At 40.4% G+C, this 25,539-nt stretch carries 24 protein-coding genes; 7 read left to right on the top strand and 17 right to left on the bottom strand.

Going from position 1 to position 25,539, the window contains the following annotated elements; all coding sequences use genetic code 11:
• Nucleotides 1–107: 107 nt before the first annotated feature.
• Nucleotides 108–1,118 carry a GlxA family transcriptional regulator gene (locus P20439_RS11395; protein ID WP_008110511.1) on the top strand — a complete coding sequence of 337 codons (1,011 nt, stop codon included), beginning with the start codon at nucleotides 108–110 and terminating at the stop codon, nucleotides 1,116–1,118.
• On the opposite strand, the gene P20439_RS11390 is transcribed toward P20439_RS11395, so the two are convergent.
• From P20439_RS11390 to P20439_RS19195, 3 genes are read right to left on the bottom strand one after another with little or no spacing between them, the layout of a single operon-like run.
• Nucleotides 1,107–1,457: a GGDEF domain-containing protein gene (locus P20439_RS11390; protein ID WP_008110514.1), complete on the bottom strand. Its 351-nt coding sequence runs from the start codon at nucleotides 1,455–1,457 to the stop codon at nucleotides 1,107–1,109. The genes P20439_RS11395 and P20439_RS11390 overlap by 12 nt on opposite strands.
• A 38-nt stretch (nucleotides 1,458–1,495) precedes the next feature.
• Nucleotides 1,496–1,987 carry a GGDEF domain-containing protein gene (locus tag P20439_RS19200; protein ID WP_374750667.1) on the bottom strand — a complete coding sequence of 164 codons (492 nt, stop codon included), beginning with the start codon at nucleotides 1,985–1,987 and terminating at the stop codon, nucleotides 1,496–1,498.
• Nucleotides 1,876–2,151, bottom strand: a complete 276-nt coding sequence (locus P20439_RS19195; protein ID WP_008466929.1) for a hypothetical protein — start codon at nucleotides 2,149–2,151, stop codon at nucleotides 1,876–1,878. Before P20439_RS19195 ends, P20439_RS19200 begins: the two co-directional genes overlap by 112 nt.
• 232 nt (nucleotides 2,152–2,383) lie before the next feature.
• Between P20439_RS19195 and P20439_RS11375 the strand changes: the two genes are divergently transcribed.
• The gene (locus tag P20439_RS11375; RefSeq protein ID WP_008110517.1) at nucleotides 2,384–3,613 is read left to right on the top strand and encodes an EAL domain-containing protein; all 1,230 of its coding nucleotides are present in this window, start codon (nucleotides 2,384–2,386) and stop codon (nucleotides 3,611–3,613) included.
• A 12-nt stretch (nucleotides 3,614–3,625) separates the two neighbouring features.
• On the opposite strand, the gene P20439_RS11370 is transcribed toward P20439_RS11375, so the two are convergent.
• From P20439_RS11370 to P20439_RS11360, 3 genes are read right to left on the bottom strand one after another with little or no spacing between them, the layout of a single operon-like run.
• On the bottom strand, nucleotides 3,626–4,138 hold the full coding sequence (locus P20439_RS11370; protein WP_008110519.1) for an MgtC/SapB family protein: 513 nt from the start codon (nucleotides 4,136–4,138) through the stop codon (nucleotides 3,626–3,628).
• A gap of 16 nt (nucleotides 4,139–4,154) precedes the next feature.
• Nucleotides 4,155–5,300 carry a GNAT family N-acetyltransferase/peptidase C39 family protein gene (locus P20439_RS11365; protein ID WP_008110521.1) on the bottom strand — a complete coding sequence of 382 codons (1,146 nt, stop codon included), beginning with the start codon at nucleotides 5,298–5,300 and terminating at the stop codon, nucleotides 4,155–4,157.
• Nucleotides 5,300–6,694 (bottom strand): RimK family protein, encoded by a 1,395-nt coding sequence (locus P20439_RS11360; protein ID WP_008110523.1) that lies wholly within the window; start codon nucleotides 6,692–6,694, stop codon nucleotides 5,300–5,302. The genes P20439_RS11365 and P20439_RS11360 overlap by 1 nt, the downstream gene beginning before the upstream one ends.
• Before the next feature lie 315 nt (nucleotides 6,695–7,009).
• Between P20439_RS11360 and P20439_RS11355 the strand changes: the two genes are divergently transcribed.
• Nucleotides 7,010–7,345: a zinc ribbon domain-containing protein YjdM gene (locus P20439_RS11355; protein ID WP_008110524.1), complete on the top strand. Its 336-nt coding sequence runs from the start codon at nucleotides 7,010–7,012 to the stop codon at nucleotides 7,343–7,345.
• 148 nt (nucleotides 7,346–7,493) lie between these two features.
• On the opposite strand, the gene P20439_RS11350 is transcribed toward P20439_RS11355, so the two are convergent.
• The 6 genes from P20439_RS11350 to P20439_RS11325 all read right to left on the bottom strand — a co-directional run bounded on the left by P20439_RS11350 (nucleotide 7,494) and on the right by P20439_RS11325 (nucleotide 12,714).
• Complete coding sequence (locus P20439_RS11350) at nucleotides 7,494–7,835, bottom strand: hypothetical protein (RefSeq protein ID WP_008110527.1); 342 nt, start codon at nucleotides 7,833–7,835, stop codon at nucleotides 7,494–7,496.
• Between the two features lie 406 nt (nucleotides 7,836–8,241).
• A complete protein-coding gene (locus P20439_RS18995; RefSeq protein ID WP_008110529.1) occupies nucleotides 8,242–8,538 on the bottom strand; it encodes a hypothetical protein in 297 nt (98 codons plus the stop codon).
• 104 nt (nucleotides 8,539–8,642) lie between these two features.
• Entirely contained in the window at nucleotides 8,643–9,119 is a 477-nt protein-coding gene (locus P20439_RS11340) for a GreA/GreB family elongation factor (protein ID WP_008110531.1), read from the bottom strand.
• 265 nt (nucleotides 9,120–9,384) lie between these two features.
• Complete coding sequence (gene secF / locus P20439_RS11335) at nucleotides 9,385–10,314, bottom strand: protein translocase subunit SecF (RefSeq protein ID WP_008466924.1); 930 nt, start codon at nucleotides 10,312–10,314, stop codon at nucleotides 9,385–9,387.
• Nucleotides 10,307–12,145, bottom strand: coding sequence for a protein translocase subunit SecD (gene secD / locus P20439_RS11330; protein ID WP_008466922.1), 1,839 nt, complete (start codon nucleotides 12,143–12,145; stop codon nucleotides 10,307–10,309). Before secD ends, secF begins: the two co-directional genes overlap by 8 nt.
• Nucleotides 12,146–12,252: 107 nt before the next feature.
• Nucleotides 12,253–12,714 (bottom strand): hypothetical protein, encoded by a 462-nt coding sequence (locus P20439_RS11325; protein ID WP_008466921.1) that lies wholly within the window; start codon nucleotides 12,712–12,714, stop codon nucleotides 12,253–12,255.
• Between the two features lie 111 nt (nucleotides 12,715–12,825).
• On the opposite strand from P20439_RS11325, the gene P20439_RS11320 reads away from it, so the two are divergent.
• The 4 genes from P20439_RS11320 (at nucleotide 12,826) to P20439_RS11305 (ending at nucleotide 19,143) form a co-directional block, all read left to right on the top strand.
• The gene (locus P20439_RS11320) at nucleotides 12,826–14,616 is read left to right on the top strand and encodes an ABC transporter ATP-binding protein/permease (RefSeq protein ID WP_008466918.1); all 1,791 of its coding nucleotides are present in this window, start codon (nucleotides 12,826–12,828) and stop codon (nucleotides 14,614–14,616) included.
• Nucleotides 14,617–14,811: 195 nt separating this feature from the next.
• Entirely contained in the window at nucleotides 14,812–16,890 is a 2,079-nt protein-coding gene (locus tag P20439_RS11315; protein ID WP_008466916.1) for a M13 family metallopeptidase, read from the top strand.
• Between the two features lie 172 nt (nucleotides 16,891–17,062).
• Nucleotides 17,063–17,776 (top strand): YebC/PmpR family DNA-binding transcriptional regulator, encoded by a 714-nt coding sequence (locus tag P20439_RS11310; RefSeq protein ID WP_008110544.1) that lies wholly within the window; start codon nucleotides 17,063–17,065, stop codon nucleotides 17,774–17,776.
• 92 nt (nucleotides 17,777–17,868) lie between these two features.
• Nucleotides 17,869–19,143, top strand: a complete 1,275-nt coding sequence (locus tag P20439_RS11305) for a leucine-rich repeat-containing protein kinase family protein (protein WP_008110545.1) — start codon at nucleotides 17,869–17,871, stop codon at nucleotides 19,141–19,143.
• A gap of 299 nt (nucleotides 19,144–19,442) precedes the next feature.
• Here the strand turns inward: P20439_RS11305 and gap are convergent, their stop codons facing one another.
• The 5 genes from gap to glk all read right to left on the bottom strand — a co-directional run bounded on the left by gap (nucleotide 19,443) and on the right by glk (nucleotide 25,340).
• The gene (gene gap / locus P20439_RS11300; RefSeq protein WP_008110546.1) at nucleotides 19,443–20,447 is read right to left on the bottom strand and encodes a type I glyceraldehyde-3-phosphate dehydrogenase; all 1,005 of its coding nucleotides are present in this window, start codon (nucleotides 20,445–20,447) and stop codon (nucleotides 19,443–19,445) included.
• Complete coding sequence (locus P20439_RS11295) at nucleotides 20,444–21,076, bottom strand: bifunctional 4-hydroxy-2-oxoglutarate aldolase/2-dehydro-3-deoxy-phosphogluconate aldolase (protein WP_008110547.1); 633 nt, start codon at nucleotides 21,074–21,076, stop codon at nucleotides 20,444–20,446. Before P20439_RS11295 ends, gap begins: the two co-directional genes overlap by 4 nt.
• A 33-nt stretch (nucleotides 21,077–21,109) precedes the next feature.
• Nucleotides 21,110–22,960, bottom strand: coding sequence for a phosphogluconate dehydratase (gene edd, locus P20439_RS11290; RefSeq protein ID WP_008110548.1), 1,851 nt, complete (start codon nucleotides 22,958–22,960; stop codon nucleotides 21,110–21,112).
• Nucleotides 22,961–23,298: 338 nt separating this feature from the next.
• The gene (locus P20439_RS11285; protein WP_008110549.1) at nucleotides 23,299–24,312 is read right to left on the bottom strand and encodes a LacI family DNA-binding transcriptional regulator; all 1,014 of its coding nucleotides are present in this window, start codon (nucleotides 24,310–24,312) and stop codon (nucleotides 23,299–23,301) included.
• Nucleotides 24,313–24,341: 29 nt separating this feature from the next.
• Nucleotides 24,342–25,340, bottom strand: a complete 999-nt coding sequence (gene glk / locus P20439_RS11280; protein WP_008110550.1) for a glucokinase — start codon at nucleotides 25,338–25,340, stop codon at nucleotides 24,342–24,344.
• Between the last annotated feature and the right edge of the window lie 199 nt (nucleotides 25,341–25,539).

Raw genomic sequence — 25,539 nt, 5'->3', positions numbered from 1 at the left:
GTTATAAGAATATGAAGTTAGTTTAAATGGATTACGCACACATCTTTGTGCTTTAATAGCCAAATATTAAGTACAAAAGGCCAAAAACAACTGGTCGGAGCATTTAAATGAGCAATAACCCAACAAATCCACCATTAAATATAGCCATTGCTGTTTACTCGCACCTACTGGTAACTAGTTTAACCCTGCCAATTGAAATGCTCCGAGCAGGTGAAGCGTTCGCCAAAGGGCACACTAGTAAGCAACACTTTAGAGCGCTGAATATTCATTTAATTGCTAAAAATATGGCTCCTATTGCAACCAGAACAGGTTTAGCCATCGTGCCTGATTGCAGCAGTGATAACGCCCCCTATTGCGATTTAATCATTGTTCCGGGTATTTGGCGTAATCCACGCCCGGTTGTTAAAACGAATCAACCAATAGTTAATTGGCTCAATGAGAGTTTTACGATGGGAAGCCATATTATTGGTGTTGGTACCGGCAATTGTTTGCTCGCAGAAGCCGGTTTACTTGATGGTCACCCTGCAACCACTCACTGGCATTATGCCAAGCAATTTTCTCAAGATTATCCAAACGTTAGCTTAAAACCTGATTTTTTTATTACCCAATCAGAGCGCATGTATACGGTAGCCAGTTTAAATGCCTTAGCTGACGTTATTGTTCATATTATTAGCCAATACTATGGTAAAGAAGCGGCGCAGCATGTTGAGCGGAACTTTTCACATGAAATACGTAAACCCTACGAAGATCAACGCTATTTAGAAGGCGCCGTTAACCGACATGCTGATGAACTTATTGCACAAATACAATTTTGGTTAAAAACTAATTTATCTAGTGAGTTAGATTTACAAGAAGTCGCGGCACAATTTAGCTTAAGCTACCGCACGTTTACACGCAGGTTTCGACTTGCTACAAATCAAAGCCCTATAGAGTATTGGCAGCAGCTACGTGTTGAAGGTGCAAAAGAATTACTGGCCTCATCAAACTTATCAATTCAGGAAGTCGCGTTAGAAGTTGGCTATAACGATCAAGGACACTTGACCCGTGTGTTTAAAAAGGTATTGAGCCAAACCCCGAGCGAATACAGAAAAGTAGTCAGACGAAAGTTATTTGGTTAATGTTTCTTTGCCCTTGTTTGATATTTTATTCAGGCCGTTGACAACGCAGTTTCGACCGTTGTTTTTAGCTAAATATAAATAATTATCGGCTAATCTTAAAATTTCACTCAGGTGAGTATGCTCATGTGCATCAATACCGACCAAGCCAATACTGATAGTGATGTTTAACGTGCTCTGCATATAAGTAAATTGATGATTTTGTATGTCAGTTCTTAGCTTATCCATTGTGATTATAGCGACCTCTATGTCGTCATTTACCACCAATGTAAATTCTTCACCGCCAAAACGATAAACATGTTCATCGCCTAAATGTTTTTTAAATAACTGCGTTAATTGCACCTACACTGCATCACCGGCATCGTGCCCATATTTATCGTTTACTTTTTAAAAAAATCCAGATCAGCCAAGGCAAAACAATAGGGGTTAGAAAAGTCGATATGGTTATGAAAATGGCTTTTAAAAGCACGCCGGTTATAAGCCTGCGTTAAGCTGTCGCGTAATGCTAAATTAATAATTTCCTCTTGATTAGAGGCTCTCATCGATTCAAAAACATGTGAAACACCCCACACAATAATATACGTCAGCGAAAGATTAATGATGAGCTTAAAATTTATTTCAACTAACCGTTTGTCGATCACATAAAACAGCAGTAACAACGTAATCAAAAAGCTAAAGCTGCTTATAAAGCCATGCTTTTTTCCAAACAATAAGCAAACCAATACAGGAAGAGTACACACCCAATGCGATATGCCAGTCTCTAAGTTAATTGCGGTGATAGCAAGCAACACAACTGCAAAGTAAGTATAAATAACAGCATAGCGATGCCATAATTTAGAGCGATTTGTTCTCGTTTGGTGATACGTATAAATACAAAAAAAGCTAATGCAAGTTCAATAAAGCCCAAAACATAATTTTTACTCATAAACACATTAACGTAAGCGACAACTAAAGCAACTAATGTAATTATTAAGCTTATATTTTTGAATACGGTTAATCTGACTGATTCTGTTTTATCAAATGAATGCTGATGCATTAATATCCCTTTAAATTATTACCTCCCATAAACTTCAAGCATATCAGCCTAGGATTAAAAAATAGATAATAACTACAACTTATATGTAAGCCTACTTACTATAACAGCTAATATTAGCCTAAATTTAAATATGCGTGAACAAAGATTGATAGGCCTTGATTAGATCTTTTTATATATATAAATTATAGTATTACTCATTAGGTGTAGTGGTATTAACATAGGGAGATAGCCGATGGATGAATTAACCAATTTGCTTGTCGAACAACACAACAATGCATCCATTAAGGCTAAACTAGCTAACTTACTCACTTTGGTTCGTAAACATTTAGATATGGATGTTGCTTTTATATCTGAATTTATTAACGATGAGCGTGTTTTTAAAGTGGTCGATAACCCCTCTGAAAACCAAATTGTTAAAGTGGGTAATGCCGATCCGATTAATGAAACGTATTGCCAACAAATCACCGACAACAAGCTTAGCCCTATTATTACTAATACCAAAGCAAACCCAATAACCAAAGCGATGCCGGTTACAAAAAAATTAGGTATAGGGGCATATATAGGTGTACCTATCAACCTGTCGAACGGGAAATTATATGGTACGTTTTGTTGTTATAAATCACACCATGATGAGAGCTTAAATGAGCGCGATTTATCTTTTTTAAATATTATTTCAGAAATAGCGACCGGATTAATTGAAAAGAGTTTAGATAAAAGCGTATCGTACAACCACACAAAATCAACTATTGAGCAAATTATTAGCGATAATGATATTAGTATCTATTTTCAGCCTATTTATAGTCAACTAAATAATAAAGTTGTAGGTTTTGAATCACTTGCTCGGTTTTTTACCACTCCTTATAAAACCCCTGATATATGGTTTAAAGAAGCAAGTAAGGTTGGCTTAAATGAAGCATTAGAAATGCTCGCTATTAAAAATGCAGTCGCAGACATGGCACAGTTAAATGATACAACTTACATTGCCATTAATTGCTCGCCTTCGCACATTCTTAGCGGTGCACTTGAAAATACATTACAAAACATTGACTGCACTAGGCTAGTATTAGAAATTACTGAGCATTCGCCAATCTCAAACTACGAAAAAATGCGAGCAGCACTTAGGCCTCTCAGAAACAAAGGTCTGCGCTTGGCCATTGACGATGTAGGCGCTGGCTTTTCCTCTTTTCAGCACATACTAGAGCTTGAGGCCGATATTATAAAATTAGACATTAGCCTGACTCAAAATATAAACACAGACGATCGTAAATTTTTACTGGCAAAAGCACTGTGTGGATTTGCAAAAGCAATCGACTGCACCATTGTTGCCGAAGGGATCGAAACCGCAGAAGAACTCAACTCGTTAAGAATACTCAATGTAGACAGTGTACAAGGTTATTTTATTGGCCGCCCCGCACCAATTGAAGATGCGCTTAGCTTCCAAAACAAAGCACTACCCGCATAAAAACGCCACTATTTAGTGGCGTTCGCTATCTATACTGTCTTTTCGATAATAACGTTTGTGATAACTTTTTACTTTAGCATGCACACCTTTGCTGAGGCTTTTAAACTTAGCTTCGAGCACATCAACACCATATAAAATACCAACCACCAATATAGAAAGCTTAATTGCAGCACCTAAGTTTTCGGTTGCTATCATCACCCCAATAGACGCGAGCACCCAAATAGTGGCAGCGGAGGTAACCCCTACTACTGCACCGTCTTTTGCTAGCATAACGCCTGCGCCTAAAAAGCCAATACCCGTGATTATTTGCCCCACTACACGAGAATGATCAATCACATCTCCTTGTAAGTTAAACGCCGTTGATAAAAACAAATATGTACCTAAGGTTATTAACGCTGATGTGCGAATACCTACAGGTTTGCCACGCAATTGCCGTTCTATACCAATAATAGCACCACAAAAAGCCGCCGTACCAATAGCTGCCCACGAGTATGGGGCTACATCGATAAAATCTAAAAATGTCACTTAAAATCCTAATCTATTATTTTTTACCAATAGCAACTGCCGTTCTAAGCCTTTGACTACCAAAAGCCGACATTTTACTAAAATCGCTGCGTGCAATTGGCACATATTGACAGTCAATCGCTAATTGATTGTCGTTACCTGGTTCGCAAAACGGGTCATGTACGTACACACAGTGCGCATCTAAATGAGTAACACATACCCAATGCGGTGATTTTTTTCCATCAAACCGATAAGTGCTTATTAACAGTAACACACTAAAACCTTGGTTTAACCACGTTTCTATATCGGTTAGTTCAACATCTTTATAGGTAACAGGAATATTAGCCGAGGCTATGCCTTCAACAAATTGCTGATGTACTGTCGCCAGCACCATTTTTTTATTATCACTGCGTACCCCATCTAAAAATAATGGCTCTGAGGTATTAACAATGACCTCACTTTTAAATCCCCGTTTATTTGCAGCCAATGCCAAGCCAAACGGATGACAACCGCCATGTCCCGAGGTCATAAAAATGGTGGTGCCTTCACGCCATAAGGCTAATTCATGTGACTGACTCAGCTCTGTGCTGTTATCAAGCGAGCCCATTGCCATTAATAACGCAGCAGGTCCACAGGTAAACTCGGTGGTTTGCTGATACCATGGCGTTAAACGCTCAACTTGCAATTCGCTGGTTTGGCGAATGTTTTTTTGCATGCGCAAGGCATCACTGTGATCATCGTAATAATCACTATATTGACCAAAAACACGATACCCTACACTTTTATAAAGCCCTATGGCACTGTCGTTATTTACCGCCACTTCTAAACGCAAATAAATACGCCCACGCTCACTAGTGACTTTTTCAAGCGCTTTAAGCAGCGTTTTAGCGATTCCTTTGCCCTGCATCGTCGGTAATACGGCTAACGAATACAAACGCGCTAACCGCGTGCCTTTATGGCACCACACCAAACCGTAACCACATAATTGCGCATTGTGCTCGGCAACTAATAAAATCCCATGTTTAGCACTAAGCCAACGCTTTAAACTTCGCGCACTAAGCTTATCGTTACTAAAGCAGGCATTTTCAAGCGCCACTAAGGCGTTTAAATCACTCGCGCTTGCAGGGCGAATACTAATACCCGCTCCTGCAAAAATCGTTATATCAGACAATGCGTTAAGCATTAGCCGCGACCTCGTGCTTCAAGGCGCTGTTTAAACTCATCCATAATGATCATGTATAACTCATCACCTAAGTAACCATCTTCTACTTTGTGATCAATACTTGGGTTATCGTTTACTTCCAACACATACGCACGGCCTTGATGCTCTTTTACATCCACACCGTATAAACCCTTACCCACGGTTTTACATGCTTTTAAAGCAGCATCCAGTACAGCTTTAGGTAATTCAAACGTAGGTAATGTTTCAAAGCCACCAGAGAAAAAGCGTTTTGCGTCATGGTTATATATTTGCCAATGGTTACGCGCCATTAAATAACGACACGCATAAATAGCACGACCATTAAGTACCCCTACACGCCAATCGTATTCTGTGTACATGTACTCTTGCGCCAGAACTAACGCACTTAAAGCAAATAATTCACTAAGCTTAGCTTCTAATTCATCACGATTAGCAACTTTATACACGCCTTTTGAAAACGACCCTTCTGGCATTTTTAATACCAGCGGATAAGTAAACGACGCTTCTAGTTGCTCAATTGTGTCTTTTGATTGTTCTGCCACCACCACGGTTTTTAAGCTCGGTACTTTCTGATAATTAAATGCATCATGTAAGTACACTTTATTACAGCATCGTAAAATAGACTCCGCATCGTCAATCACCACTAAACCTAAGCTTTGCGCTTTACTTGCAAGACGGTAGGTTGGGTGATCAATCGCTGTTGTTTGGCGAATAAACAACGCATCAAATTGGGCAATATTGTCTATTTCCTCAAAGCTGAGTGCTTTTGCGTTAATACCATGTTTCGCTGCTGCTTTTATAAAACGGGCTATTGCATCTTTATCACTTGGCGGTACTTTTTCGTTATGATCAACCAATATCGCCATATCCCAACGGAAACGGCGCTCTACTTTACCAATTCGCCACTGTGTTTGGGTAAACTCATTTAGTTTTTCAACAAAATCAGTGTGTTGCTGCTCGCTCAAGGACGCTAATGATCCTTGTTGTAATAGGCCTTGCTCATCTACAAATAAAATAGGCGCTGGATATTGTTTAAATACCGATTTAGCGGCTTTAGCTTGTTGTTCATTTCCCGCGTGACCAAAATAAACAGCACCATCAATATGGCCAATATTTTGTAATGACGCTTGATTGCTTCGAAGCGCGTTAATTGTTTTTACACTCGGTAATACTTGATGCTTGCGTGCCTCAGCAAGTAACGAACAGTAATAGCCTTTACTTAAATACTGGCTAGCATCACATAGATTTATTATGCGGGTTTTTGGTTCGTTGCGTTTGGGGTAATCTCGTAAATAGGTGTCAAATGTAATGACATTTTCAAATGAAAGAGCAAGCGTTTGCTCATTGTTATCAACCACAATTAAGGTTTTAAACACGACTTTTCCTAGTTAAGTCAAAATATACAAAGCAGCCTTGCTAATCACTTAGCTCAGCGAATAAAACAGCAAATAGAAACACCTATCGCACTAAGTGCAGCAAATAGCAAATCACTTAATACGATAGGTGCTTTAACGAATATCTACTATAAACGTTAGCGCTTAAATTGCTTAAGCGACAGGTGATTTATAAGCCCTTTTTTACATCCACACAAACGAGATATTTTTAGCGTGAAGATAAAAATATTTGATGAACTTTTTTATTGTTAATTTGTGTTTTAAAATAGCCAAAATTTACCACTAAAAGTGATCATCATGTCTCTTCCCGCTTGCCCTAAGTGCCAATGTGAATACGTTTACGAAGACCAACAACTGCTTATATGCCCAGAATGTGCCTATGAATGGAATCCAAATAATACAAGCGATGAAGACGCTATTTTGGTAACAGATACAAACGGCACTTTACTAGCCGATGGTGACAAAGTAACCGTTGCCAAAGATTTAAAAATTAAAGGTAGCTCACAAGTTATTAAAATTGGCACCAAGGCCTTAGTAAGACGTGTACTTGATAAAAAAGATCATGAGCTTGACTGTAAAGTAGATGGCATAGGTGAAATGATGGTGACGGCTAAATTTGTTAAAAAAGCCTAAACCCATTGAGATAAACAATTAAATACAGCAATAACCAGTGTAATCTTGGCGCTTTATTGCATTAACAAACTGACATACACTTTAACTAATTGATTTTCAGCGCCTTTTAAAAAATTGAAAATCTATATTCAGTTCTCATAGTGGTGTGTTAGTTGTCTAGTATTACTACTTCTGCTTTGTAAAAGTGTGATTTTGCGCTTTGCAAAACATCGGCAGTAAACTTTGAGTTTGGCACTGGTATATCAATAACATTGCCACTTTTACAAAATAAAGTAACGGTATTTGACGCTAGCTGTATTTTAATTATCGCCCCTTTAGGAATAAGCTGCATTCTACTTTTATTATTATTGAACCAGTGAGGTTTTTTGCAAAGTAGAACGTTTTCTCCAATATCAGAAAAAACACGCTCAGGCCTAAACGTTAAGTACTTTATAAATAAAGCCGTGAGTAAAACACCCGTAATTGTGACGGTAAAAATCCCTATCTCCATAATATTCCCTTAAATTTATGTCCTTTATTTAACTGCTTATCCGTTAATGATTATCAGACTCAAGCAAATCTTATAAGTTCACGCTATAAATGCCTTAGTTGTGATTGAGTGAAACCGGCTAACATCGAGTTATAAACACTCCTTAACTAGTTTATTATATTAGCTTATTAGATGACACAGTTAATGTTTGATCGTAAGCATTTTGATTAAAGTTACTTGAGTGTGGGTTCATAAAACCATGTAAGTAATTAACATGCTTTACATTAACATTAGCTTTTGTTGCCAGCTCAACGTGCAGTGATTTAACATCAAAGTGCGGTTCATAATGCGGAAGTATAAGTTCAATCTCAAACTGTGGTTGTAAGTCTGTATGGTGCCTAATTTGCGAGCTGTAAAAACAAATGCCCTAAACTATCGTTTTAATCGCCGGATGTGCAGACATTGACCAAATTGCCGATGCGCCAACACTAAAACCAATCAATATGATGTTACCAGCGAGTGGTTTAATCGCTTTTTGTAAAATAGCGACATACTCATCAAGGCTAATATGCTGACTAAAATACTCATAGGCCTGCTGTTCATTGTAAAATGCCATATCCACCCCGCCATAGGGTTCGACAATAGACTGAGCGTTTAGCTCTTCAGCTAATGCTTTTAAAGCCGCTGTTTTACCAAATATATCATTAACCAAAACTAAGTTCATAAACGGCTCATCTTTAATTTTATTCTTTAAGTTTCAGGCAATTATTTAACAAAGAGGCCTACGAGATGCTGCGTCTCAGAGTAAGAGACAAATAAATACTACATTCAAAGCACTTTAACCACATCGTAACTATGTTTTACATCACCGAGTGTTAAACTAACTTCATCATCGACTTGTTTACCTAATAACTGTTGGCCTAATGGTGCACCAGAGGTAAGTACTTGAATAGTTGTGCCTTTAATATCAACGGTTAATCCACCAGCTGCAGGGCCTAAATAAAACCATTTTTGTGTGCCTGCATCATCTTCTAAACACACCAATGAACTGACTGCTATTGTGCCTGTAACGGCGTCGTTGTAGATGGCTTCAAATAGTTGTATTTCTTTATAACACTCATTCACCCGATCAGCGTGACCTTGCGCTAAATACGCAGCTTCAAGCCCGAGCGTATCATATTGAGTTTCTGCAATACTTTCTTCGTGGGTCGCGGTATCGTGGGCTGTTTGAGCTGCAATTTTCGCAGTATTGAGCTGCTCTTCTAAGGCAAAACGCAGGTGCTCTGTAACATGGGCTTTATTCATTTGGAGAATTCACTCAATTCGATAAAAATAATTTGCTATTTTATACCAATCTGCTTGGATATGGGACCTATTTTAACGATAAGAAAATTGCTCTATAACTAGGCAAAATTTTTGACATCTAGTTGTTCTAAATGAAAAAATTTTAACAACGTTATAGGGGGATTTAATTCGTTAAATTGTTCAAATATTTATGTAGGTTGGTATTAGCATTGTTGCTACACCTAACACTATCCCTTTGCTGTGTAACAACAATGCTGATTTAAGCCTATGGCATATCCATTAATGCCTGCGTTTGCTGATCCACTTGCTTATCGTAGTTTTTAGCACTTAACCCAAGTAGCTCGGGTAATGTAGCAGCAATACAGATAGACGACAGCGTGCCTACAACTATTCCTGCAAACAAAGCAATGGCAAACCCCTGCAGCGGCGCCCCGGCTAACAGCCAAACACTTGCCACCGTAGCTAGCGTAGTCCCGGAGGTAATGAGCGTACGGGTTAAGGTACTTTTAATTGCGCTATTTATGATACTGCTTGGTTTGAGCGTGATGTTTGTTGGTATGCGCAACAGCTCGCGCACCCTGTCACCCACTATTATTGAGTCATTTAGTGAGTAGCCAATAATCGCCAACAAACTGGCTAAAACGGTTAGGTTAAACTCTATTTGTAACCATGCAAATAAGCCAACCACTAGCACCAAGTCATGTAATAAAGCCACCACAGAGCCTAATGCCAAACGCCATTCAAAACGAACAGCTAAATAAATCATTACCGCAACCATAGCAGCAAATAATGCTAAGCAGCCTTGTTCAAATAGTTCATCACCCACTTGAGAGCCAATATAAGCCGATGATAAAACTTCAGCATTTATAGCAGGGTTTTGGCTAATCGCGGTTTTCCAAGCATCATTATTAGCTTCCTCACTTGGCGCTTGCGTTAATTGAAAATGATTATTGCCCTGTGCTGTAAGTTCAAATTCACCTTGATGGTTTTTAGCAATAAATTGCTCAAGCTGTTTTAGTTCAACACCTTGGCTGGTGGTAAACTCTGTTAAGTATCCACCCGTAAAATCAAGGCCAAAGTTTAGCCCTTTTTGTGCAATGGTGAATACCGATAACAACACAAACATGGCACTTATAAGCAAGCCTGTATAACGCATACGTGACCCTGTCTCACATTTTAAAAAAGTGTTAAGCATGCGCGTTTACTCCTGCTTTTTTACCCAGCTTTAAATATAAGCTTTGGCTTAAATATTTCGATACATACACACCAGTAAATACCGATGTGATAAGACCAAGCGCCAACGTTATCGCAAAGCCTTTTACAGGGCCATAACCTATGCCATATAAAATAATCGCGGTGATCATGGTGGTAATATTGGCATCTAAAATCGTATTCGCAGCTTGTTTATAGCCCTCTTGTATCGCTTGATACGGGGGACGACCTTTGCGACGCTCTTCTTTTATGCGTTCAAATATAATCACGTTAGTATCAACCGCCATTCCTATAGTTAATACTAAGCCTGCTATCCCTGGAAGAGTTAAAACCACCCCAGGTAATAACGACATTAGCCCCACTAAAGAGGTTAAATTTAAAATTAACGCAACATTTGCAATAAGCCCTAAACGGCGGTACCACAGTGCCATAAACGCAAGTGTTAAACCCATGCCTAACATTAACGCTGCTAATCCATTATTAATATTGTCTTGGCCAAGGCTTGGGCCAATAGTTTGCTCATGCACTATCGTTACAGGCGCAGTAAGTGATCCTGCGCGTAGTAGTAGCGCTAAATCGGCAGCGGCTTGTTGGCTCTGCATATTGGTTATACTAAACCGTGAGCTTAAATGCTGGGCAATGTTCGCCACATTAATAACTTCGCTTTTTTTAACCACTTCACCTTTAGCATTTTGTGAATACTCTGAATAGAGCGTTGCCATCGGTTTGCCTATATTTGCCTTTGAAAACGCCGACATAGCATCGCCACCTTGGCTATCTAGGCTCAGTTGTACCAAAGGTTTACCCCAATCATCACGGCCTATATTAGCGTTATTAATATGCTCACCGGTAAAAATAGGCACAGGGTCGAGCTTGATAGTCCCACCCGATTGCAAATTGAACGTTTGCCCGCCACTCTCTTTAAGTTGATAAAACCCCAATGACGCGGTAGCACCTATTATACGTTTTGCCTCAGCTGGGTCTTGTACGCCGGGTAGCTCAATGCGAATGCGCTGCTTACCTTGGCGCTGTGTAACGGCCTCGGTTATGCCGAGCTCTTCTATGCGTGAACGAAGCGTAGTGAGTGTTTGGCTCATCACTTCTTTATCAAATGCGCTACGCCCTTGCTCAGAATAACTCACTTTAACGACCTGTAAGTTGTCATTAGTTGCTGTGGTAGTAGTGAGGTTTTCAAAACGGCTTTTAAGATCGCTAATAACTGTGATTAGCTTATCGGTCGCACTCTCTAATGCACTTATTTCAAATCCTTGGTTAGTCTGCTGCGCTTTAACGCCATAGGCTTTTTGTTTAACAATAATGGCTTTTGTTTGTTGATATGCACTGAGCAATTGCTCATCAATGGCTTTATCTAAATCAACATCAAGTACAAACAATACCCCGCCGTTTAAATCAAGACCCAGCTTTATAGGCGATAAACCAAACTCTTGTAACCAAATAGGGCTGGTTGCATGTTCAACAATTTTAACCTGTGTATTTGGGTAATTTGATTTTAAAGCCGCTTGAGCTTGGGCACTTTGCGTAGGCGTATTTAAAAGCACATTAATTGTTGCTTGGTTTTCTACCCCTCGGCTGACCTCAAACCCTTGGCTATTTAAAAAGCTAACTAGGTTCTCAGTACTTGGCAATGCTTGCGTTTTAACCTCAGAAGCTGCACTAATATGCAACCATGACTTATTCGGATATAAATTAGGTAAGGCGCTTATTGCTAGTAAAACCAATACAATCAGCATGGCTACATAGCTTAATTTAAATTTAGCCATAAATGGCTTTTTATCTTTTTTTAGACTTAACATAGTTATTCCTTATTACTCGGCATAGCCCAGTAACGTACCTATTAGGCACAATTAATCTGCAGGTCAAAACGCGAAGCGTTAAAACCAATTAAATTAAATAAGAAACATTAAGCGTGGTAGGTGGTTACAGCGGTGTATAACAGGTTAGCGTCTTTCCAGCCGCTCAAGCGCGACTTTTTACTTTTAAATACCCAGGTATACCAAGGCTGACTTATGTTGACTGCTTGCGGTCGCAAAAAAATATGCCTACACCCATTTAGGGCAAAAAACTCATGCACTACATCGTATTCAGGATCGCCCTGCGCACTGTGTAAAAATAAAAATGAGTTATTGGCTGTTAGCCTAGGTTGATGCGCATCAAAATCAGAATGCTTTGAGTTTTTATGCTGTAAATCGCCAAGCGATTTTGTAGGTACGGAAATGTTAGTTAAATGGTCAACATTGATAACATCGCTATAACTGCTTTGGTTACTGTTTAATTCGTGCTTTACGCCCATAGCATGGCTTTGCACACTAAAGAGTGCAGCAAAAAACAAGCAAGTAGCTAAAAAAACGCGAAATTTAAACATTGGTCATTTAAAACTAAAATAAAGGATAGCTAGTATATAAGGGCAGCTAATTAAAATACAATAGCAGTTCTTAAGCTAATTCATTTATAAAAACAAATACTGAGATCCTCGATGCGCTCCAGACAAAGTTCAGTAAAACGCCCCGACGCCATGAATTTAAAACAAAGCATTCAAACTCTTTGGCCTTATATCACTAAGTTTAAAGGCCGTGTGCTGATTGCTATATTAGCGCTCATCGGTGCTAAAGGCGCGACATTACTCATGCCATGGGCTTTAAAAGAAATAATTGATTCGGTTGATAAATCAATTAATCCACTACTTCTTGTTCCTACTTTATTACTCGTTATGTACGGCGCATTGCGCTTTGCTAGCGTATTTTTGGGTGAAGTACGCGATGCGGTATTTTCGCGAGTCACCGAGCATGCCATGCGAGATATTGGACTTAAAGTGTTTAAACATTTGCACTCATTAGATTTAGCTTTTCATTTAGATAGGCAAACTGGCGGCATAAGTCGAGACATAGAGCGCGGCACCAGTGGCTTAAGCTTTTTAATGCGTTTTTTAATGTTTAATATTGTGCCCACGTTGTTTGAAATAATGACTGTGGCGATTATTTTTGGCAGCTTGTTTTCTATTTGGTTTGCGCTGATCACCCTATTGGCTGTGGCTATTTATATTTTTTTTACCGTGACGGTTACCCAATGGCGAAACCGCTTTATTCGTGAGTCAAATGCTGCCGACAACCAAAGTAACACCCGTGCCATCGACAGTTTATTAAATTACGAAACCGTAAAATACTTTAATAATGAACAGCATGAAGCTAAAACTTACGATACGTTTTTAGCAACATGGGAACAAGCTCGATTAAAAAACAGACTCTCGTTACTGGCGCTAAATTCAGGGCAAGCGCTGATCATTGCGTGTGCCATAACCGCATTAATGTGGCTTGGCGCTAATGAAGTGGTTACCGGCGAGTTAACGATTGGTGAGCTGGTAATGATCAATGCGTATATGATCCAATTATTTTTACCGCTTAACTTCTTGGGATTTGTATACCGTGAAATACGCCGTGCCCTTACTGACCTTGAAAACATGCTTGGGTTATTAAATACCTCCCCCAAAGTAGCAGATAGCGAAACCGCGCAACCATTAGCACTCAAAAATGGGGCAATTAGCTTTGAAAACGTCAGCTTTAGCTACGATAGCAAGCGTCCTATTCTTAAGAACGTCAGTTTTCATGTAAATCCTGGTGCTAAGGTAGCGGTTGTAGGTGCTAGTGGCGCAGGTAAAAGCTCGTTAGCCCGCTTGTTATACCGTTTTTATGAACTTTCATCGGGCGCTATAAGAATTGATAATCAAGCCATAAACACAGTTACCCTCGCAAGTTTGCGTAAAGCTATTGCCATAGTGCCGCAAGATACTGTGTTATTTAATACCAGCATACGCGAAAATATTCACTACGGCAGACCCAGCGCCAGTGAAGATGAAGTAAACAAAGCTATAAACATGGCGCATCTAACAGACTTTATTAATAGCCTAGATAAAGGCGATAAAACCTTAGTAGGTGAACGCGGACTAAAAGTCTCTGGTGGCGAAAAACAACGTATTGCTATTGCTCGCGCTATTTTAAAACAATCGCCAATTTTAATTTTTGACGAAGCCACTTCGGCGCTGGACTCACAATCTGAGCAAGCCATATTAAATGCTATGCGAGAAGTTGCCTCTAATCATACCAGTATTGTTATTGCGCACCGCTTATCAACAATTACCGATGCCGATACAATTATCGTACTCAAAGCGGGAGAAGTAGTAGAACAAGGTAAACATGATGAATTACTCATGCAAAATGGTGAATATGCGCACATGTGGACCTTACAACAAAAGCAGTCAAAGGCGCAATAAACTAAGCCTCTCGGGTACGATTGAAGTATCTGAGTGCTTTTTTGCTATTTTGCTAGTATTTCATTCATCTTATCGACCGGTACGGTTATTCACCTCAAAAGGTTTGTTTGCAGTGAAGTTATCAATACAATCAAGTAGCTATTTTTATAACAAAAATATAACGAATTAAATAACGTGAATTCATAGGGGAAAATAATGAAAAAGAGTTTAATTGCAGCGGCGCTCGCTGCCACATTTATTACTGGCTGTTCTGAGCCACAAACAACAAAAACTGAGCAAGTAGCAGCAGTTGCAGAAAAGCCACAAGCAACAGAGCAAGCCGAATTAGGCACGTTTGGGGTTGATTTAACTGCGCGTAACGAAGCTGTAAAACCAGGCGACGATTTCTTCATGTACGCCAGTGGTTCATGGTACGACAACTATGAAATGCCAGCAGATAAAACCCGTTACGGTGCATTCTCTGCGCTAGCTGAGCGCAGTGAAGATCGCGTTAAAGAAATTATTGAAGAAATTGCAGCGCGTGAAAACTTAAACGCCGAAGAGCAACTGGTCGCTGACTTTTATAACTCGTACATGGATACTGAGACGCTTAACAAACTTGGTATCACGCCAATTAAGCCGTTGCTTAACGACATCAATTCGGTTGCCTCTACTGATGATTTGGCAAAAGTATTTGGCCAATCTTGGCTTACGGGTTTAAGTGCACCACTTGGTGGCGGTATGTGGTTTAACCGTTTAGATCCCAATAAATACGAAATGTCATTAGGTGCAGGTGGCTTAGGTTTACCTGATCGTTCTTACTACCTTGAAGATGCAGAACGTTTTGTAAAAACCCGTGAAGCGTATGTTGCACATATTGCCGATATGCTTAAATTTGCAAAGGTTGATAATACCACAGAGCGTGCACAAGCGATTTTAGCGCTTGAAACCAAAATTGCAGAAGGTCATTGGCCACGTGAAAAACGCCGTAATCGTGATTTAACCCTAAACCAAGTAAAACGTGATGAGTTAAGTGCGCAATACCCAGGATTTAACTGGGATTTATACTTTGCACAAACAGGTTATAAAGTACCACAATTAAACGTATCGCAGCCTGAACCTGTTAAAGCCATGATTGACTTAATCAATAACGAAGATTTAAGCGTATGGAAAGACTACCTTACATATCATGCGATTAATGGTAACTCACGACTATTATCTGAAAAAATATTTAACACTAGCTTTGCCTTTTATGGAAAAGAGTTAAATGGTCAGCAAGAGCCACGTCCACGCTGGAAACGCGCTATCAGCCAAATGTCTGGCACCAGCTCATTGGGCTTTGCAATTGGTAAAATTTACGTAGATCGTTATTTCCCTGAGTCATCTAAGCAACAAATGTCTGAGCTTGTTGAAAACTTACGCACAGCACTTGGTGAGCGTATTGATAACTTAGATTGGATGGGCGCAGAAACAAAAGTAAATGCGCGTGCAAAATTAGCAGCGTTTGTGCCAAAAATTGGTTACCCAGATGAATGGCAATCGTATGAAGGCTTAAGCATTAGCAACAATGACTTAATGGCTAATGTAAAAAATATGCGTGAGTTTTTCCAAGCTGAAAGTGTAGAAAAAGAGCTGAAAAAGACCGATCGTAATCGTTGGGGCATGACACCACAACGTGTAAATGCTTATTACAATAGTTCGTTTAACGAAATTGTATTCCCTGCCGCTATATTACAACCACCGTTTTTCGATCCAAATGCAGATCCAGCGGTAAACTACGGTGGTATTGGTGCTGTGATTGGCCACGAAATGGGTCATGGTTTTGATGATCAAGGCTCAAAGTCTGACGCTAACGGCATACAACGTAACTGGTGGACTGATGAAGATCGTGCTGCTTTTGATGCTAAAGCCGACAAACTTGCAGCCCAGTACAGCAAATACGAACCAATTCCAGGTAACTTTGTAAATGGCCGCAACAGTTTAGGTGAAAATATTGGTGATGTGGGTGGTTTAGCCATGGCTTATCATGCTTATAAACTAAGCTTAAACGGTAAAGAAGCACCGGTAATTGACGGCGTAACCGGCGATCAACGTTTCTTCTTAGCATGGGCACAAGTATGGAAAGAAAAACGTACTGAACAAAGCATGTTAAACCAATTACGTGGTGGTACGCACGCACCAGGTCGCTTTAGAGCACAAGCGCCTCGTAACCATGACGCTTGGTATAAAGCATTTGATGTAAAACCAGGTGATGAATTATACCTACCAGAAGACGAACGCGTTCGTATTTGGTAATACCCTGACAAACGTTCATCATTTGTTACGAATAAACAACCCGCTTTGGCGGGTTGTTTTATTTTTGGCTTCTGATCAATCTCAATACTTACTAGCCCTGCCCGGCATTTACCTTTAGAATACGGGCTTGCAAATTTTTTCAATTATTTATACATATTAAGGCGAAACGCAGATGGGAAGAGCTTACCAAAACAAAAAAGATTCAATGGCTAAAACTGCGGGTGCTAAAACTAAAGTTTATTCAAAATACGGTAAAGAAATTTATATTTGTGCAAAAAACGGCGGTGTTGATCCAGATGGAAACTTAGCACTGCGTCGTTTAATTGAACGCGCTAAAAAAGACCAAGTACCGGCTCACGTAATTGAACGTGCTATTGATAAAGCCAAAGGTGGCGGCGGTGAAGACTATGCTGCCACGCGTTACGAAGGCTACGGGCCAGGTAACTGTATGATTATTGTTGACTGTTTAACCGACAACAACAAACGTACTTTTGCTGATGTACGTGTATGTTTTACCAAAGCAAACGCTAAAATTGGCGCACAAAACTCAGTTTCACACTTGTTTGATCACCTTGCTATTTTTGTGTTTGACGGTGACGACGATGAAACCGTACTTGAAGCACTGATGATGGCAGATGTTGATGTTACCGACGTTGAAGTAGAAGACGGCAAAGTGACCGTATTTGCACCGCACACTGAATACAACAATACCCGCACAGCACTTGAAGAAATGGGTGTTACAGAATTTGATGAAGACTTAATTGCCTTTGTACCTCAAGTTGAAGCCCCTATTGAAGGCGAAGACGTTGAAGTTATGGAGCGCTTTTTAGCCATGCTTGAAGATTGTGATGACGTACAAAACGTTTACCATAATGCTCAATTTTAATCGTTAAGCAAATAACCTGAACTTTTGATAATAAATGTTTAAAGGCCAACTTAGTTGGCCTTTTTGTTTTATGTAAAATGGATTAGTTAATTTTGAATACCCTGACAAAGCTACGTACCGGTGCCTTAACTGGTGTTAGTCACTTACAATTGGCTGAAAACCTCACTGACTTTCCAGAAGAAATTTTCACTCTTGCCGATACCCTTGAAGTGCTGGACTTATCAAACAATCAATTAAGCGATTTACCCGCTAACTTTGCTAAACTTACAAAGTTAAAACGGTTATTTTTATCATTTAACCAATTTCAGCATATTCCTCGTGTATTAAGTCAATGCCCTGAATTAATAATGATAGCCTTTAAAGGGAATCAAATTACTGAATTTAGTGAGCATAGTCTGCCACAAAGCACTCAGTGGTTAATATTAACTGACAATCAGCTTACTCAATTACCTGACTCTATGGGTGAACTAACCAAACTTAAAAAGCTAGCGCTGGCAGGAAACCAACTCACCCATTTACCCGTGACTATGCAAAACTGTACAGCACTAGAGCTGGTGCGTTTAAGTGCTAATACACTAACCCAACTTGATGACTGGCTATTTGAACTCCCTAAACTGACTTGGTTAGCGTTTGCAGGGAATGAGTTCAATCGCTCACAACAACTTAACCATGAGTTATTCCCGCGTACACCATTAACTGAGATTGAACTGGATAAAGTTATTGGCCAAGGTGCATCGGGTATTATTCATAGTGCCCAATGGCAAAATAGCACGATTGCCGTAAAACTGTTTAAAGGCGCTATAACCAGTGATGGTTATCCATTAGACGAAGTTAACTGTTGCTTACAAGCACAGTTACACCCAAACTTAATTAAAGTGCTTGCTTATATTGAACACAATGAGCAACTTGGGTTAGCTATGGAGCTTATTGACCCTAGCTACGTTAACTTAGGGCTGCCTCCTAGTTTAGAAACCTGCACACGAGACACCTTCAAAGATGATTGCCATTACAGCACGGCAACAATTTATGCTATTGCTAAGCAGCTCGTCAGTACTGTTGCTCACCTACACCAGCATACACTTAGCCATGGCGATATTTATGCGCATAACATTATGATCAATGAAAATGATGAAATAGTGTTTGGTGATTTTGGTGCGGCGACAAACTTAGTCACGCTCAGTAACTACCAACAGCAACAAATGCAACGCATAGAAGTCCGTGCTATAGGCTGTTTAATTGATGATTTACTCTCTACCTGTAACGAACAAAGCGAAGAGGTGATCCACCTACAACATATTGCAAAGCAATGCATGAATGAAAATAGTACAAAACGCCCTTCGTTTGAATATCTGGCGGGTTGTTTATGATCCCAAGCTAAAATCATTTGTTATACCAATTCGCTTAATTAAGCGGTCTATTTTGAGGCTGGAAAAACGAGTTGATAGCTAGGAAAAAAATTCGCTATTTAGTTGTTCTCGGCAATTGCTCCTGCATTGCTCTACCTTCTGCATCCATGCAGTCGTAAATGAGAATTTTTTAACACAGGTAGCGACACGTTTAGCCCCGCAAAATGATTAAGTATTATTGCGGATTGGTATTATAAATAAAAAAAGCCACGCAGTGCGTGGCTTGGCTGGATAAAGTAAAATTTAACTACACGGAAAAATTATAAATAAGCACCCAGCGCTTTAACTTGATCTAACATGCGGTTTGAGAAACCCCATTCGTTGTCGTACCACGCCATTACTTTAACTAATTTACCATCAGCACGCGTTTGCGTTGCATCAAAAATAGATGATGCTGGGTTATGGTTAAAGTCGATAGAAACAAGCGGTAGCTCGTTGTACTCTAAAATACCTTTCATAGAGCCAAACGCAGCGTCTTTAACCACTTGGTTAATTTCTTCAATGCTTGTATCGCGCTTAGCAATAAAGGTTAAATCAACTAACGAGACATTGATGGTTGGTACACGAACCGCCATGCCATCTAATTTACCTGCAAGTTCAGGCAGTACTAAACCAACTGCTTTCGCTGCGCCCGTTTTAGTTGGGATCATAGATTGAGTTGCACTACGCGCACGGTATAAATCTGGGTGGTATACATCAGATAAATTTTGGTCGTTAGTGTAAGCATGAATGGTGGTCATGCTACCTTGTTCAATTCCTACTGTATCGTTAATCGCTTTAGCAACAGGCGCTAAACAATTGGTTGTACATGAAGCATTAGAAATAATGTTGCTATCGGCATTAATTACATCGCTATTTACACCGTGTACTACCGTTGCATCCATATCAGTACCAGGAGCCGATACCACTACTTTTTTCGCGCCCGCTTCAATATGCTTATTAGCTGCTTCGCGAGAAGTAAATAACCCCGTACATTCAAGTACGATATCGACGTTTAGAGCTTTCCACGGTAAATTAGCAGGGTCACGCTCTTGCGTTAGCGTGATCACATCATCGCCAATTAGCATAGTATTATCTTTAAGTGTTACTTGCTGTGAAAAACGACCATGTACTGAGTCAAACTGAGTCAGATGAGCATTTACATTGGCTGGCGCTAAATCGTTAATAGCTACAATTTTAATTTCATTATTTTGCGCTGACTCATACAGTGCACGCAATACATTACGACCGATACGGCCGTAGCCATTAATTGCTACATTAATCATTTTTGACTCCTATTAACTTCACATGCTTGGCGAGCAAGCGTTTCAATAGCTTGCCAGTCTTTATTTTCAATAAGTTGTTTATCTAACATCCAGGTACCACCTACGCAAATAACATTGTTAAGTGCTAAGTAATCAGGCGCAGTAGCTAAACTAATGCCACCGGTTGGACAAAAAGTAATATCAGGTAATGGGCCGCCAATCGACTTAATCATTGCAGTACCGCCTGCGGCTTCTGCAGGGAAAAACTTTAAAAATTTAAAGCCATACGCTGCCAAGTTCATCACTTCGCTTGGGGTAGCTGCACCTGGTAAAAAAGGGATACTCGACTCTTGTGCCAATGCTAACAGTTCATCACTTACACCAGGGCTAACCATAAAGTCAGCGCCCGCTTCTACTGAGGCGTTAAAGCTTGCTTTATCAACCACAGTGCCAGTACCTACATAAGCTTCTGGTACCTCAGCTTTCATTAGCTTTACAGCTTGTGCAGCAATTGGCGTACGTAGTGTAATTTCAAGTGCTTTTAAGCCACCGTTGTATAACGCTCTTGCAAGTGGTGCGGCATCTTCTAATTTTTCGATTACCACTACTGGCACAACCGGTGCCGATGCTAAGATTTTTTCAATACTCATTACTTGTTCCTCATTACCCAAGATGGCTAATTATTATTCAAGTCCAAAAGCACTTGCACCTAAATCGGCACTGCTTACGATATTTCTAAATCCAGTAAATAATTCACGTCCTGTACCAAATGTTTGCGTTGCTTGGCTAATCTGTAGCTCACGCTGAGCAAGCTCTTCATCACTCACATGCAGTTTTAAAATACCATTTGGCGCATCTAAAGTAACAATATCGCCTTCATGTATCTTGGCTATAATGCCACCTTCAACCGCTTCAGGTGCTAAGTGAATTGCCGCAGGTACTTTACCTGATGCACCCGACATACGTCCGTCGGTAACAATGGCCACTTTGTAGCCCTGATCTTGCAATGTTGCCATTACCGGAGTGAGTTTATGAAGCTCTGGCATACCTTTAGCTTTAGGGCCTTGCTCTTTAAGAACTGCAATAAAATCTTGGTTAAGTTCACCACGGCTGTAGGCATCTTGTAACTCACCTTGTGAGCTAAATACTTTAGCTGGCGCAGACACCACTTGATGCGACTCTGCAACGGCTGATACTTTAATAACGGCTTTACCTAAGTTACCCGTTAGTAGCTGTAAACCGCCTTGCTTACTAAATGGATTACTCACAGGGCGAAGAACTTCTTCATCATGTGAGTTTTCAGGACACGCAACCCATTTAACTTTGCTTGGGCCATTTGCATTACTCATAATCAAGTTATCGTCTTTATCGAGTAGCGGCTCACACATGTAAGGTGCAAGACCTTCGCCTAAAATAGTCATCACATCTGTATGTAGGTAACCAGCACCTGCTAATTCACGCATTAAGAAGCCCATACCACCGGCTGCTTGGAAATGGTTCACATCTGCTGAACCGTTAGGGTAAATACGCGTCAGTAGTGGTACAACTGCTGATAAATCAGACATGTCTTTCCACGTAACCTGAATACCAGCCGCTTTTGCAATTGCCACAATATGGATTGCATGATTAGTTGAGCCACCAGTTGATAGCAAACCAACGAGACCATTAATAATGGTTTTTTCGCTGATCACATCCGCTAAACACGGGCCATCTTTGTTTTCTGTAAGCTGCTTGAGCATGGTTTCAACCGCATTACCGGTTAAGCCATCGCGCAATTCTGTGTATGGATTGATAAACGAGCTACCTGGAAGGTGTAAGCCCATAATTTCCATTAGCATTTGGTTTGAATTTGCAGTGCCATAAAAGGTACAGGTACCAGCGCTGTGGTAAGATGCGCTTTCTGCCTCTAATAGCTCTTCACGAGACACTAAGCCTTGTGCAAACTTTTGACGAATACGTGCTTTGTCTTTATTTGGAATACCTGACTGCATTGGCCCTGCTGGTAAGAAATACACAGGTAAGTGGCCAAAGGATAAAGCGCCAATTAATAGGCCTGGGACAATTTTGTCACATACTCCTAAACAAAACACACCATCAAACACGTCATGCGATAAAGATACCGCAGTAGACATAGCAATCACGTCACGAGAAAACAGCGATAGTTCCATGCCGTCACGCCCTTGGGTAACGCCATCACACATCGCAGGAACACCGCCAGCAACTTGCGCGGTCGCGTCAAATTTAGTGGCAATGCTTTTAATTAAATCTGGGTATTCTTTGTAAGGCACATGCGCAGATAACATGTCGTTATATGAATTAATAATTGCAAGGTTTGGAACCTCATCTGCTTTTAAACGCGCTTTGTCGTCGCTGCTGCACGCAGCCATAACATGGGCGATATTGCCACAGCCTAAACCAGCACGAACTCTTGTTTGTTTTTTTGCGTGCGAAATACGATCTAAATAGGCTTGACGGGTTTGTTTACTGCGCTCAATAACGCGTTCTGTGACTTCTTGAATTCGAGGGTGCAACATAATTTTACTCATCTCTATTCGTTAGAGGATAAAGGCTCAGTAACAATTATAGACTCCACGAAAATAACTGTACTGAGCATCTTTGACTTACCCGTTCAAAGGTACGCTACCAGGGAGCCTCTCACAACAACCCTGACACCGGTGTCAGGGTATTAACGCATGACACTGACACCGGTGTCAACCCTGAGTAATAAAAATAGTCCTTTTTTTTAACATGTACAATAAATAAACGTGAATTTTTAATGAAATATCAGTGGAAAATAATGAAGATTAAAAATGCAGATAAAAAAAGCCCGAGTAAGCGTCACTCATACTCGGGCTACTGTGAAAAATCGGTGTTATTTTACGGCTGCGGTAGACTCACGCGTGATTAATTTTGCTTCTAAAATCACTTTATATGGCGACTCTTGCGGCTCAATAATATGGGTGATCAATTGCGTAACGGCTTGTTTTGTCATTTCTTCTACAGGTTGCGCTATGGTGGTCAGCCCAGGCCAAATGTGGCGCGCTATTGGTGCATTATCAAACCCAGCGATAGAAATATCATCAGGTACACGTAAGTTACGCTGCGTGGCTAATTTGAGCACTGCCGCTGCCATGTAGTCGTTTGATGCAAATACAGCGGTAGGACGTGGTGATAAATCTAAAATACTACGCGCACTGTCTACTCCTGAATGGTAACTAAAGTTACCCTCTTCAACTAAGCGTTCGTTAAATTCAATGCCATGAGTTGTTAATGCGCGCCTGTAACCTTTAAAACGCTGCTCAGTGGCACTGTGATCTGGGTGACCTTTAATAAACGCGATAGACGTATGTCCTAGATTTATTAAATGCTCGGTAATTTCAAACGCACCCTGCTCGTCGTTGCTGGTCACAGAAATAGAATCATCATCTAAAATTGCAGAAGCAACTCGAGCATAAGGGATTTTTTTCGACTTTAAAAAATCTACCAACTCGCCAAAATCACAAAATGGCGGGGTTAATACTAAACCGTCAAGGCGTGATGACTGCAATAACTGCTCAATATTGTTAATGAGTGCATCGCCCCTGAGCTCACAAGGATGAATAAGCAAGTTATAGTTGTTCTCTTGGCAGGCAGCCAGTGCGCCTGTTTGCACACGGGTGATATAACTTTTACTGGGGTTATCGTAAATGCAACCAATGATAAAGCTGCGATTTTGTGCAAGGCCGCGTGCAATTGGGTTTGGGGTGTAATCTAGCTCTTTAAATACGGCTAACACTTTTTCGCGTGTAGCTGCACTGACATTAGGCTCATTGTTGAGTACTCGCGATACGGTTTTTTTAGAAACACCTGCATGACTGGCAACGCTGTTTATAGTGACTTTTTTCATCTATTTATTTCCAAACCTATGCAAAGCGATTAAACCTGTTGGCTCGTATGCAAACACGCGGCAGCCCCAATTAAAGGGATGTTGTCTTGTGTTACTAACGTCACCGGAATTTGACCTGTGTACTGCGACATAATGCCTTTTTGCGAAAAGCGCTCAATAAAACGACTTTCAAGTAAACGAGCCTGCATGCGTGGTAAAATCCCCCCGCCAATATAAAGGCCGCCTAAGGCGCCGTAGGCCAACGCTAAATCGCCTGCAACACTGCCAATCCAGTCACAAAATTGATTAAGCGTTGCATCACACACTTCGCATTCACCGCTATTAGCTAAGCTACTAATTTGTGCGGCATCTAAATTTTTTGCTGCCACCCCTTTAACCGCAGCCATGGCTTTATATAAATGAGCAATACCTGGGCCCGAAAATACCGTTTCTACTGATACATGAGGGTGATCTTTTTTAAGTTCTTGAATTAGTTGAGCGTCAAGTTGATTAACGGCTGCTAACGAAATATGCCCGCCTTCTGAACTCATCACCGCGCACGAATGCGCGGTTCTCACTAAGCACGCTGCACCAAAACCGGTGCCTGGCCCCATTACACCTATATTGGCAGACCCATCGGCTTGGCCAGGTTTAACGGTGACATTTTGTGAAGGGTCTAAATACGGTGCTGCGTAGGCAAAAGCAGCAAAGTCATTTATAACGCTTAATTGAGCAAGGTCAAAGTGGTGTTTAAAATCATTAACGCTAAAGTGCCAACCTAAATTAGTTAAATGAACTTGCCCTGCATTTATAGGGCCTGCTACTGCAAGGCATGCGCGTTTAGGGGTTATATGAGACACTGTTGATAAGTAGTACTCGGTAGCACTTTCGAGCGATCCATAGTTAGCACTGGGAAAAGTATGATTATGCTCAATGGTAAATTGATTACTTGATTCGTCGAACCCAGTGATCAACGCAAAACGAGCATTTGTGCCGCCAATATCGGCAACCAGAATAGGATCAAAGTGTGTGCTAGAGTGTAAACCCATAGTGTTATCTCTTTTGTTTAAGTAATGAGTACTTATTATTTTAATGGGGTATCATTGATACTTATTTACTTTGAGCTATCACCTCAAAGCAGCTATCACTAGTAAAAAAATGCTACCTTTAATAATAAAGGTAGCTAATACGTTTTGACAAACAAAATGAATAAAACCGCCCTTATTGTGACACCGGTGTCATGAAAAA

Source organism: Pseudoalteromonas sp. BSi20439, assembly GCF_000241165.1.
In the GTDB taxonomy this organism is placed as follows: domain Bacteria; phylum Pseudomonadota; class Gammaproteobacteria; order Enterobacterales; family Alteromonadaceae; genus Pseudoalteromonas.
The sequence above is the reverse complement of the archived record's forward strand: the minus strand, read 5'-3'. Positions and strand labels throughout refer to the sequence as shown.

Bases quoted from the DNA above. Each gene is read 5' to 3' on its own strand.
- P20439_RS11395 (WP_008110511.1), top strand. From the start codon at position 108: ATGAGCAATAACCCAACAAATCCACCATTAAATATAGCCATTGCTGTT.
- P20439_RS19195 (WP_008466929.1), bottom strand. From the start codon at position 2,151: ATGCATCAGCATTCATTTGATAAAACAGAATCAGTCAGATTAACCGTA.
- P20439_RS11375 (WP_008110517.1), top strand. From the start codon at position 2,384: ATGGATGAATTAACCAATTTGCTTGTCGAACAACACAACAATGCATCC.
- P20439_RS11365 (WP_008110521.1), bottom strand. From the start codon at position 5,300: ATGCTTAACGCATTGTCTGATATAACGATTTTTGCAGGAGCGGGTATT.
- P20439_RS11355 (WP_008110524.1), top strand. From the start codon at position 7,010: ATGTCTCTTCCCGCTTGCCCTAAGTGCCAATGTGAATACGTTTACGAA.
- P20439_RS11350 (WP_008110527.1), bottom strand. From the start codon at position 7,835: ATGGAGATAGGGATTTTTACCGTCACAATTACGGGTGTTTTACTCACG.
- P20439_RS18995 (WP_008110529.1), bottom strand. From the start codon at position 8,538: ATGAACTTAGTTTTGGTTAATGATATATTTGGTAAAACAGCGGCTTTA.
- P20439_RS11340 (WP_008110531.1), bottom strand. From the start codon at position 9,119: ATGAATAAAGCCCATGTTACAGAGCACCTGCGTTTTGCCTTAGAAGAG.
- secF (WP_008466924.1), bottom strand. From the start codon at position 10,314: ATGCTTAACACTTTTTTAAAATGTGAGACAGGGTCACGTATGCGTTAT.
- secD (WP_008466922.1), bottom strand. From the start codon at position 12,145: ATGTTAAGTCTAAAAAAAGATAAAAAGCCATTTATGGCTAAATTTAAA.
- P20439_RS11325 (WP_008466921.1), bottom strand. From the start codon at position 12,714: ATGTTTAAATTTCGCGTTTTTTTAGCTACTTGCTTGTTTTTTGCTGCA.
- P20439_RS11320 (WP_008466918.1), top strand. From the start codon at position 12,826: ATGCGCTCCAGACAAAGTTCAGTAAAACGCCCCGACGCCATGAATTTA.
- P20439_RS11315 (WP_008466916.1), top strand. From the start codon at position 14,812: ATGAAAAAGAGTTTAATTGCAGCGGCGCTCGCTGCCACATTTATTACT.
- P20439_RS11310 (WP_008110544.1), top strand. From the start codon at position 17,063: ATGGGAAGAGCTTACCAAAACAAAAAAGATTCAATGGCTAAAACTGCG.
- gap (WP_008110546.1), bottom strand. From the start codon at position 20,447: ATGATTAATGTAGCAATTAATGGCTACGGCCGTATCGGTCGTAATGTA.
- P20439_RS11295 (WP_008110547.1), bottom strand. From the start codon at position 21,076: ATGAGTATTGAAAAAATCTTAGCATCGGCACCGGTTGTGCCAGTAGTG.
- edd (WP_008110548.1), bottom strand. From the start codon at position 22,960: ATGTTGCACCCTCGAATTCAAGAAGTCACAGAACGCGTTATTGAGCGC.
- P20439_RS11285 (WP_008110549.1), bottom strand. From the start codon at position 24,312: ATGAAAAAAGTCACTATAAACAGCGTTGCCAGTCATGCAGGTGTTTCT.
- glk (WP_008110550.1), bottom strand. From the start codon at position 25,340: ATGGGTTTACACTCTAGCACACACTTTGATCCTATTCTGGTTGCCGAT.